Consider the following 10,424-nt stretch of genomic DNA (forward strand, 5'->3'; position numbering starts at 1 on the left):
AGTTATGAAAAAATATATAAGCTTAGGTTTGCTCTCATTTACCCTGATCCTGGGTTCCTGTAAAAAGTTCCTGGAAGAAAGCAATCAGAATTTGCTGCGGCCCAGTACTGCATCCGATCTGGCCCAAACACTATTGGGTGAAGGTTTTCCATTGACAGACCGCTTCCACACGTATATGGATGTGATTACAGATGACGTGGAGGCCAATTACCTGAACGATCCCTTCCAGATTGCCGCATTATCCAGATGGTCTTCTGCCTTTTTGTGGAAGAAAACCATGTTTGAAGATATGCCGGTTTCCGGAATACCGGGAAGTGACAGCTATACGACTTATTATGCCAGAATAAAAGGGTGTAATGTTGTATTGGATTACCTGGATAAAGTATCGGGAACTGCTGCCGAAAAGGCCAAAATTAAAGGAGAAGCATTGTTTCTTCGCGGGTTTTATTATTTTAATCTGGTTAATTTATATGGTAAAGCTTATGCTGCAAATGGCAGCAATCCGGAGACTGATTTAGGGGTGCCTTTGGTGTTAAGCTCGGATGTGACCCGGGACCTGATCAAAAGGGCAACCGTTGCGCAGGTTTACAGCCAGGTAGAAAAAGATCTGTTGGATGCCCATGCTTTGTTAGGTACCAGCCCTGTTTCTAATGTTTACCATCCCGGTGCAGGTGCAGCTTGTCTGCTGCTTTCAAGAGTATATTTATACGAAAAGCAGTGGGACAAGAGTATAGATTATGCGACCAGGGCACTGGCCGTTAAGTCGAGTCTGAAAAACCTGAATGAAGTAGCAGCTAATCCACCATCGGGCTTTAATGAAGCAAGCCCAGCTTACCAGATGGTCAATGCGCTGGTTAGCCCCGAGGTATACTGGGGATATGGATTTGATGGCGATTATTCCGGTGCGGCACTGGGTGCGGGTGTGCCGGGGGTTTTGTTTGAAAAAGGAGCCTTTACCGTATCGGCAGCGCTTTCTGACTCTTATGAAACTGATGATAGAAGAAATGTCCTGTATTTCAGTTTTGCGGGGCAGTACAACCAGAATACAGGCGTTTTGACATGGTACAAATATTATGGTTTTAAATACGGATCCTTAACTGCTATTATACAAAACAGCAAGGCTTTAAGGGTTTCTGAGGCCTATCTGAACAGGGCGGAGGCCAATATACAAAAAGCCTTGGCGGGAAGTGTACAGGGGCTGGGCGAGGCGCTGGCCGATCTGAACTTGTTGCGCTCCAAACGCATTACCACAGCTAAATTCCAGAACATCAACATCACCGATCCTGCTGCGTTGTTTGAGTTTTACAAAGCCGAACGTCGCAGGGAGTTGTGTTTTGAAGATCAGCGATGGTTTGACCTGAGAAGGTGGAACCTGCCGGTTAGCCACTCAATTCAGCTATCGGCCACTGGAACAGATACAAAAACGATTTCAGCCGGCGACAGTGAGTTTACCCTGCAAATTCCGCAAACGGCGATGCGTGCCAACGCTGAACTTGTTCAAAACCCCTAAACTTTAGATAGATGAAAAATATAGCTTTAATTATAGTCTTCCTGGGATTAATTTCATCGGGATGCAAGAAAAAAGAGGTGTTGGAGCCTGGTGACGCTAAGATTGAATACAAACTTCCGCAAGGTAGCAATGCCTTTGATACCGACCTGGTTAACATTTATCAAAACTATGGCAGCTACTTTCTTTACAAATTTAACCCTGCAGTAGATTTTGCATGGGTACCAGCTGCTGTGGGTACAGATAATTTATTCAGTACAAAATTTTCATGCGAACAGGCCGATGAAGCAGCTGTGGCAAAAGTTCTGCCCTTTATGCAGAAAAACTGGTTGAACCTTTATCCGGATACATTTTTGAAAAGGACCTTGCCTTTTAAAGTACTTTTGGCCAAAAATCTAAAAAGGCTGGTAAACCCAAACACTTCAGATTATACCTTAAGCAATACCGGACTCACTTCCGGAACCTTTCCGAATACGATTTTAGGGTATTATCACATTACGATCAGTAATTTTTCAGCTTCATTCGATGCGATGACATTACCTCAAAAAGCATTTTTTAAGGGAGATCTGCATATTGAATATTGGAATTACATGTTTAGCACGGGTAAGGTTGGCATGGCAAGTGGTTTCGCCCAGGTTAGTAATTATACGCTGACGGTTTCCCAATCAACAATGTATGCAAACGGGTTTTTAGATACCAGGGCAAAGTCCCAAAACAACCCCGCGTTGTATGACCTCAGAACCTATGTGAAGGCCATCACCAATAATTCTAAAGCAACACTGGACAATACCATTCTGAAACCGGCAAATGATACCAAAGGCCTGGTAAAACAAAAATATAACCTGGTGATCAACTATTATAAAATGGTTTATAATGTTGACCTGCAGGCCATAGGAGATGCAGTGCTGGTACCCTAACTAAAATATAATTAAAACACACAAATGAAATCAATAATCATAACAGCTTCTTTTAGCGTTCTTTCCTGGGGAATGGTGCTGGGTCATAGTTTAAAACCTGATATTGCCCTTTCTGAACAAAAGGAGTATCTGGCCGTTGATACCTTGAAAAGGAAAATTTTAAAAGCCTGGAACAGCGAATTGTTTTGGAAAGCTGACATCAGCCTGGAGAATTTTGAAAAGGAGGTTTTGAATTGCCGGCAAAAGGCAGCGGAGCTGGTTAAACAACAACCCTTAAGGGCCATTGAAAATAAGGTATTCGCTGATTTTGCAGAACTCTCTGCCCGAAGAAGTTTTTTGAGGAACCAAAAAGACAAATCGGTAGTGCCGCAAAGTTTTTACGGATTACTGGATGTCTTGAGCATCAATGACCCGCTATTTCAAAATAACAAACAAACCAGTGAGTTCTCTAATTTTTTTAATGCCTATGTGGCCTTGCTGCATTATCGTTTGGGAAAAGCGGAGCCGACCATGTTTGATCAATCGAAGTATGCTTTGACCCATTTAACCAACGAGGAGTTGAAAAGTGATTTTGTTGGAATGAGCATTTCCAGCAGGAACAGCCGTTACATGATGGATCCGGAGATGATTGATCTGATCAGGGCGGTAAACAGGCTGTCTAAAGATGAGGCCTTTAAAAAGAAGGTGAATGAGTGGGAAGCTTTGTATTCACCAATAATGGCAGGTAAACCTATGCCGGATTTTGAATTGCCGGATCAGCACGGTAAAATGGTAAAATTTTCTGACTTTAAAGGTAAAGCCGTGATTATTGATGTCTGGGCTACCTGGTGCAGTGTCTGCATCAAAGAGATGCCTTATTTTGATGCCTTTAAAAAAGAAATGAAAGACCGCAATGATGTGGTGTTCATAACTATAGGTTGGGAACAGGCCGATGCTGTAACAGAATGGAAAAAGTTCGTTAATGATCACAAACTTGAAGGTATTCAGTTGCTCTCAGTACGTAACAAAAATGAAAAAGATAACCTGCAACAAAAACTGGTGCTCCATACCATGCCCCGGTACATTTTTATTGATAAGCAAGGGCGGTTTGTAGATTCCTATGGGCCTTACCCAAGTAAGGCTGGCTTTAAAGAAATGCTGCTGAAAACAATCGCCAACTAACAAAGTACAATTATAAAAGAACCAAATCAAGATGAAGTTTTCGAAACTATATGTCGTTTTAGCATTAAGCGCAGGTTATATATTGAATGTGGATGCACAGGTTGTTGTCCCAACTCCAGGCATGAGAGATGCAGCCGCAGAAAAAGCCGGAAAGCCGGTTCCGCGGAAAAACTGGGAGCATCTTTCTTTTGAGAAAGATAGCGTGTATGGTATAGCGTTGGATAGGGCTTACCATGCATTTCCAAAAAACAAGGCAAAGAAAAAGCTGGTTGTAGCCATTATAGACTCCGGTGTAGATACGGCGCATGCCGATCTGAAAAATATGCTTTGGACGAACGAAAAGGAGATCAAAGGAAATGGCAAGGACGATGACAACAATGGTTATATAGATGATGTCCATGGCTGGAATTTTCTGGGAACTGCCGACGGAAAGCACAATGTGGTTAAAACAAACCTGGAGGCCGACAGAGAGTACCTGCGTTTAAGAGACAGGTACATCAACGTTTCTTTTGATGACTACCGCAAAAATCCAAAATATGCCTATTTCCGCTCGGTGGTTACTAAATCGGCACTAGGCAGTAAGGAATTTGCGGTTATAGTGGTAAAGCGATTGGCCGAAGAGAATAAGAAACTCGTGGCAGAAATTCAGCAAAAAAATCCGGGAAAGGTATTGCATATGGTAGATTATGCGGGTTATAAACCGACAGACAGCATGTTCATGTATGCCCAGGCGGCAGTGATGATGGCCGTGATGTATAAGAAAGTACCCGATACAACTGTGCTGGGGCCTTTTATGCAAAAGTTTTCGGATGATATGATTGCTTCTAACCAGCAGGAGTACCTGACCGCAAAGCAATCTGTAACGGATAACCGGGATTTGATGGGCGATGATTTTACAAAAAACGTCAACCGGTATTATGGTAACAATACCTTACTGTTGCCCAACGCGAAACATGGAACGCATGTGGCTGGTATTGTAGCTGCTGAGCGGAATAACGGACTGGGTTTGGATGGCATAGCCGATAACGTTTCTATCATGGCGATCCGGGCCGTACCAGATGGAGATGAATACGATAAAGATATTGCCAATGCCATTTACTATGCAGTGGACAATGGTGCTAAAATTATCAATATGAGTTTTGGCAAACCTTTTTCACCTCAGAAACAATGGGTAGATGAGGCGTTCAGATATGCTGAGAAAAAAGGGGTACTTATTGTAAAGGCGGCTGGTAATGATGCAAAAGACCTGGATGTAGACAAAACTTTTCCGGACGCTGTTTTTTTAGATGGTAAAAAAGCTGGAAATGTGATTACTGTAGGTGCATCAACGGCGGAAGGGAAGGCCGCTCAGTTTAGCAATTACGGCAAAAATACGGTAGATCTGTTTGCTCCAGGGGTTGATATCTATTCTGCTGTACCCAATAATGAATATTTGTTTTTACCCGGAACAAGCATGGCTAGTCCCGTTGTGACAGGTACTGCTGCACTGGTTTGGTCGCGTTTTCCAAAATTAACTTACCTTCAGCTAAAAGAAATCCTGCTTAAATCGGTTACCAGGGTGTCGGGTGTTACCCTACTGCCGGGGGCGCAAGATCCAATTGAAGTTCCTTTTGCCACACTATCGGCCACCGGAGGAATTGTGAATGCCTATGAAGCCTTAAAACTGGCCAATACTTATGGAAAATAAAGTTTACCTGGCAGTATTTTTTATGCTGCTGGGTTTTACATGTTGCTATGGTCAGGATATAGCCATCAGGCCAGATACTATCCCTTTTGAATACCGGAACAATATGATCATTGTTAAGGTAGATATAATGGGTAAGCCCCGTAATTTCTTCTTTGATACCGGAGCACCTACATTAATTTCGAAGGAATTACAACAGGAACTCCACCTGGTTTTAGGCTCAGCTAAAGTTGTAACAGACGCCAGTAGTAAAACAACTGAAATGAGCGGGACAGTTATTCCCTCATTAAAACTTGGGAACTTAAAGTTAAGTGATGTGCCTGTGACTGTATTTGATATGCGCAAAAGCATTCCTCAGTTGGCCTGTATGGATATAACAGGCTTTTTAGGTGCAGATATGTTCAAGCATAAGGTTTTACAGATAGACCTGCAAAATAAACTGTTTATTGTGGCGGGGGCGGCGGCTCTACTGCATCTGGATGAGCAGTTTGTAAGTAAAATGACGCTGCTGAAAGCACAGAACTCACCCATGGTGGAGGTGAAGTTTGGAAAAGTCTTTATGGAAAAAGCGTTGTTTGATACGGGCATGACGGGTGGTTTGTACAGCATTGCGAGACAAACCTATAGTTATGTCAATAAGACAACATCCTTGGATTCCTATGTTGTGGCCAGAGGCTATGGGGCAATTTCAAAAGTTGCTTCGGGTACTGAAGCGGAAAGCGAAAAAATTAAATTGAAATTTGATGAATTTAGCATTGGCAAGGCTATAATTAAAAAACCTTTTAGTAACACTGGAAATCATACCTATTCTTTATTGGGTGTGCAGCTGTTAAAGTATGGCAAAGTTACACTGGATTTCATCAATGAACGCTTTTATTTTGAGCCTCTTGTTCCAAATACAATAGCGCTAGCCGAAAAAACTGTGGGTTTTGAGCTTAAAATGGAAGGGAATAACTTTTTTGTAGGTATCGTATGGAAAAACTCAGCTGCTGAAAGGGCAGGGCTTAAGGCTGGGTATAAGATTATTGAGTACGGTAATAAGAAGGTAGAAAACCTGAATGAGCAAGAGGTTTGTGAGATTTTACTGGAAGAGAAGGACAAGAGGGTTAAAGAAATGACGGAGTTAAAACTGAAGTTTTTAGATGATAAAGGCAAGATAAGGTCGGTTATACTTCCTAATGTCGAGTACGGTACCAGTTATTAAACTTACTTTTATGGAATCGCTTAAGCAGAATTGAATAACTCTTCCAGTACCCGATAGCGGAAGTTGAAAATTGCGTTTAATTTTTTCTTTACCATCAGGTCATGTGCTATTTTACCAATAAAGCCAAAGGGCAACTCATAATCTACTGTATCTATCATCAGAACCCCTAGCTGGTTTGGAATAAATTCATGGTGGTGCCTCCACAATTTGTACGGGCCTTTTTTCTGAAAATCGGTAAAGCTTTTTTGATGGTTTACTGCTGTAATTTCGGTTTGCCACCGCAGTGGGATACCCAGCACAGGAGAAACGGTATAATCGATAATCATTCCTTTATAGATCCCGGCCTCAGGCAGATTGCTCAATACAACAAAGCCCATCTCTTCAGGCGTAATGCGCGACAGGTTGTGTGGGGAAGAAAAGAAATCCCAGGCAGTTTGAATGTCACAATGTAATTGCTGCTCCCTTTTAAGCTGATAAATTTTTCCCATAAGTTGATGCTGTACTGAAAATGTATTAGTTTATAAATATACTATAATATTAAATTAATAGCGTGTGTAAAATTATAATAGTATTTTTGTATACTAATTTTTGTATGGACAGGCATACATTTTGCAGCCATTAAATAAACGAATTATGAAAAAAACACTTGCGTTAATAAACGGTATAGCTTTAATTATTACCATTGCAGTTAATTATTTGTCAAATACCGGGCTGTTAAATGGCAATACCATGAAAACGGTGTCAGATAAATATTTCAATTACTTCACTCCGGCCGGTTTTGCTTTTTCTATCTGGGGGCTTATCTATGCTGGGCTGATTGCGTTTGTGATTTATACAGGACGTCATGCGTTTAAAAAAGACAACGACGATCCAATACTTACGAAAATTGGTTGGTGGTTTGTGCTTTCCAGTTGTGCAAATTCATTATGGGTCATTTCCTGGTTATATGAATACACCGCCTTGTCGGTTTTAATTATGGTTGTTATTCTTGTTTCCTTAGCAAAGATTGTTGTGAACACCAGAATGGAGCTGGATAAGCATCCTTTTAAAAGGTACCTTTTTATTTTTTGGCCATTTGCTATATATTTTGGATGGATTTCTGTGGCGCTTATTGCCAATATAGCTGCTTTCCTTACAAAAACTGGATGGAGTGGATGGGGAATCTCTGCTGCTGCCTGGACGATCATTATGATTTGTACAGCAGGCCTGGTAAATATAGTTATGGTCAGGATGCGAAACCTGCGCGAATGTGCCGCTGTAGGTATCTGGGCCTTACTGGCCATTTCTGTCTCAAATGTCAATAATAACGGGCCCAAATCCATTATTTATACCTGTTATGTGGTAGCCGCAATCCTGTTTATAGTTATCATCCTTAGTGTTTTAAAAAATCGCCATCGGTCTATTGAAGAAATGTAGGAATAATTACATTCTATCTGGGCATATAAATATTTAAAATGAAACTTACTGTTACCTAATCTGTTGTAGTGAAGGAAATGCCTTGAACTAATAAGCGATTATGCAGAATTTTTTAAACAGTGAGCTACAGGAAATAACAGATTTAAAGACTGAAGCCAGAAGTGCTCAAAATAAATTACGCTCTTTTTTTGAGAGCTCAGGCGTAATCCACCTGCTTATAGGCACTGACTGCCGGTTAATTGATTTTAACAGGGCTGCTGAGGCTTTTGCAAAAAAGTACTGTAAGGTAAATATAAAAGTAGGTACAAAGGTATCACGGCTTTTACATAAAGATCAATTATCAAGCTTTATGCAAAATTACAACAAGGCACTTGAAGGTATCCCGGTGCGTATGGAACAGGAGTTTAAGTATGCATTGAAGGCCATAGCTTATATCCATTCACACCATTTTCGGGCACCGGTTACCAACATTATGGGGCTGATGAATATCTTTAAAGCAAACGGATACAGGACCACCAAGGCAGGGCTGTTGATGATGCAAAGGGCAGTAAACGAATTGGAAGTACAGATGAATAACATAGAAGAACATATGTCGTAGACTATGGTAGTTATAATTGAATAACTTTGAGAAACCATGGAAATTCCATTATCTTTGAGAGGCAGGTCTAAATAGGAAAAGAGGGCTAACTTGTCAAACTTGAAAATTTAAGCCCAAAAAAATGGATATTCCTATCGATTCGGCTGTTTGAATGAAAGGCGATTATAAATTACTGACAGATGTACAACTTGCCAACCTGCTCGATCAGCAGGATAAGGCTGCATTTGAAGAAATTTACAGGCGCTATTGGGCGGTGCTTTATGGCTTTGCCCGTAAAATGCTTCAGGACAATGAGCAGGCTAAAGACATTGTACAGGATACCTTTACCAAGTTGTATATTCAGATCGGGGTATTGAATTTTCAGCAAATCAATATAGCTCCTTATTTATACACATTGGTTCGGAATGCCGTAATTACATATATTAACCGTAATAAGTTAAAAATCAATTACATCAGTAGCTTTCAGGAGTATGTAAATGCGGGAGAGTATGTAACCGACAATCAGGTACTGGAAAATGAAATGCAGCGGCAAATTGATCAGGAAATCGCCAGCCTGCCACCCAAAATGAGAGAAGTGTTTGAACTGAGCCGCAAAGCAAACCTGAGCCGTAAAGAAATTGCCGAGACAACACAATTGTCTGAGGAAACCGTGAAGAAACAAATTTATAACGCACTTAAAATTCTGCGTACGAGACTAAAATCTTATTTTTTTTAAAAAAAATTAGTTTTTTCTACCCCTTTTTAGCAGGCTGTTAGTTATACCCATATAACGAATGTTATTTTTATAACTACTGAACATGACAGACCAGGAAGCTAAGGCATTATTAACCAGATATGAGAATAAAGAATGTACCCCGGAAGAAAAGATCCTGGTCGAAGGCTGGTACATCCATACACTCGGCACCAAAAACCTTCCCGGAGGTAAAACAGATTTAGAAGGCATTGAAAAGGAAATCTGGAGCAATATTGCAACAGGTGCTTTTCCTGCAGGGCGAAAGTCAGTCAGACTTTGGTCCCTTATCCCGGTAGCTGCGGCGGCAGTAGCCCTGCTCGTGGCCGGTATCTGGTTCTTTCGTGTTCAGGATAAAAGTTCCCGGCTTACCCGTTATACGACTGACATCGCACCGGGCAGAAATAAGGCTATCCTGATGTTGGAAGACGGTAAGGTCATTAACTTAAGCGAACATCAGAAAAGTGTAATTGTAAAGGCGGGGCAGCTGGCGTATGCCGATGGTACGGCAGTGAGTATCTCCGCAAGTCAAATGGCCGTGATCCGCACACCACGTGGCGGAACCTACCAGATTAGCCTTGCTGATGGTACCAAAGTATGGCTCAACGCAGAAAGCAGCCTTAAATTTCCGTCCAGCTTTACCGGTGCGGGTCAACGTAAGGTGATACTAAGTGGGGAAGCCTATTTTGAGGTAGCTAAGAACAGAAAACAACCTTTCGTGGTGTCTTCCGAAAAGCAGGAAGTACAGGTTCTGGGAACCCATTTTAACATTAGTGCCTATGCCGATGAAGAAAATGTTAAAACAACCTTGCTGGAAGGTGCTGTGCGGGTTAATCAGACAACCATAGCTCCGGGTGAGCAATCCATATTAAAAAATGGCCGGATGCAAGTTCGAAAAGTAAATCCGGAAGATGCGATAGACTGGAAAAACGGGGAATTTTCGTGTAAAAATGAACCCCTATATCAAATTATGCAAAAAATTGCTCGCTGGTACGACTTAACAGTAGTATATGCCCATCCGGAGCTTAAAAATATCACTTTTAGTGGATCACTATCCCGTTATGACCATGTTTCAGGTGTTTTAAGTGCCCTCGAGCAAGCGGGAACCCTCCGGTTTAAATTAACAGGCCGGCAAATTCAAGTATTATAAACCAAAACCTAAACCAAATCATTATGAAGAAAAATTTACCCTGAGCCAAAGCGGCGG

10 protein-coding genes are annotated in these 10,424 nt (G+C 41.5%); 9 read left to right on the forward strand and 1 reads right to left on the reverse strand.

Translation table 11 applies throughout. From position 1 onward, the window contains the following. The first annotated feature begins 4 nt into the window (after positions 1-4). Genes ABIE26_RS03745 through ABIE26_RS03765 form a run of 5 tightly spaced genes read left to right on the forward strand, consistent with a single transcriptional unit; the run spans position 5 to position 6,473 of the window. The gene (locus ABIE26_RS03745; RefSeq protein WP_310139876.1) at positions 5-1,510 is read left to right on the forward strand and encodes a RagB/SusD family nutrient uptake outer membrane protein; all 1,506 of its coding nucleotides are present in this window, start codon (positions 5-7) and stop codon (positions 1,508-1,510) included. Between the two features lie 11 nt (positions 1,511-1,521). Then, entirely contained in the window at positions 1,522-2,424 is a 903-nt protein-coding gene (locus ABIE26_RS03750; protein WP_310139874.1) for a hypothetical protein, read from the forward strand. A 24-nt stretch (positions 2,425-2,448) separates the two neighbouring features. After that, positions 2,449-3,585, forward strand: a complete 1,137-nt coding sequence (locus tag ABIE26_RS03755; protein ID WP_310139873.1) for a TlpA family protein disulfide reductase — start codon at positions 2,449-2,451, stop codon at positions 3,583-3,585. 31 nt (positions 3,586-3,616) lie between these two features. Further along, positions 3,617-5,272: a S8 family peptidase gene (locus tag ABIE26_RS03760; RefSeq protein WP_310139871.1), complete on the forward strand. Its 1,656-nt coding sequence runs from the start codon at positions 3,617-3,619 to the stop codon at positions 5,270-5,272. Continuing rightward, a complete protein-coding gene (locus tag ABIE26_RS03765) occupies positions 5,262-6,473 on the forward strand; it encodes an aspartyl protease family protein (RefSeq protein ID WP_310139870.1) in 1,212 nt (403 codons plus the stop codon). Before ABIE26_RS03760 ends, ABIE26_RS03765 begins: the two co-directional genes overlap by 11 nt. Positions 6,474-6,493: 20 nt before the next feature. On the opposite strand, the gene ABIE26_RS03770 is transcribed toward ABIE26_RS03765, so the two are convergent. Next, the gene (locus tag ABIE26_RS03770; RefSeq protein WP_310139869.1) at positions 6,494-6,961 is read right to left on the reverse strand and encodes an SRPBCC family protein; all 468 of its coding nucleotides are present in this window, start codon (positions 6,959-6,961) and stop codon (positions 6,494-6,496) included. Between the two features lie 145 nt (positions 6,962-7,106). Here ABIE26_RS03770 and ABIE26_RS03775 point away from each other — a divergent pair, with 145 nt between their 5' ends. From ABIE26_RS03775 to ABIE26_RS03790, 4 genes are all read left to right on the forward strand, one after another. Further along, on the forward strand, positions 7,107-7,889 hold the full coding sequence (locus tag ABIE26_RS03775) for a hypothetical protein (protein WP_310139866.1): 783 nt from the start codon (positions 7,107-7,109) through the stop codon (positions 7,887-7,889). A 349-nt stretch (positions 7,890-8,238) separates the two neighbouring features. After that, positions 8,239-8,487 carry a hypothetical protein gene (locus ABIE26_RS03780; protein WP_310139864.1) on the forward strand — a complete coding sequence of 83 codons (249 nt, stop codon included), beginning with the start codon at positions 8,239-8,241 and terminating at the stop codon, positions 8,485-8,487. 151 nt (positions 8,488-8,638) lie between these two features. Beyond that, a complete protein-coding gene (locus ABIE26_RS03785; RefSeq protein ID WP_310139862.1) occupies positions 8,639-9,202 on the forward strand; it encodes an RNA polymerase sigma factor in 564 nt (187 codons plus the stop codon). Positions 9,203-9,284: 82 nt separating this feature from the next. Then, positions 9,285-10,367: a FecR family protein gene (locus tag ABIE26_RS03790; protein ID WP_310139860.1), complete on the forward strand. Its 1,083-nt coding sequence runs from the start codon at positions 9,285-9,287 to the stop codon at positions 10,365-10,367. Positions 10,368-10,424: the final 57 nt, after the last annotated feature.

It is taken from the genome of Pedobacter africanus (assembly GCF_040548825.1).
Classification (GTDB): domain Bacteria; phylum Bacteroidota; class Bacteroidia; order Sphingobacteriales; family Sphingobacteriaceae; genus Pedobacter; species Pedobacter africanus_A.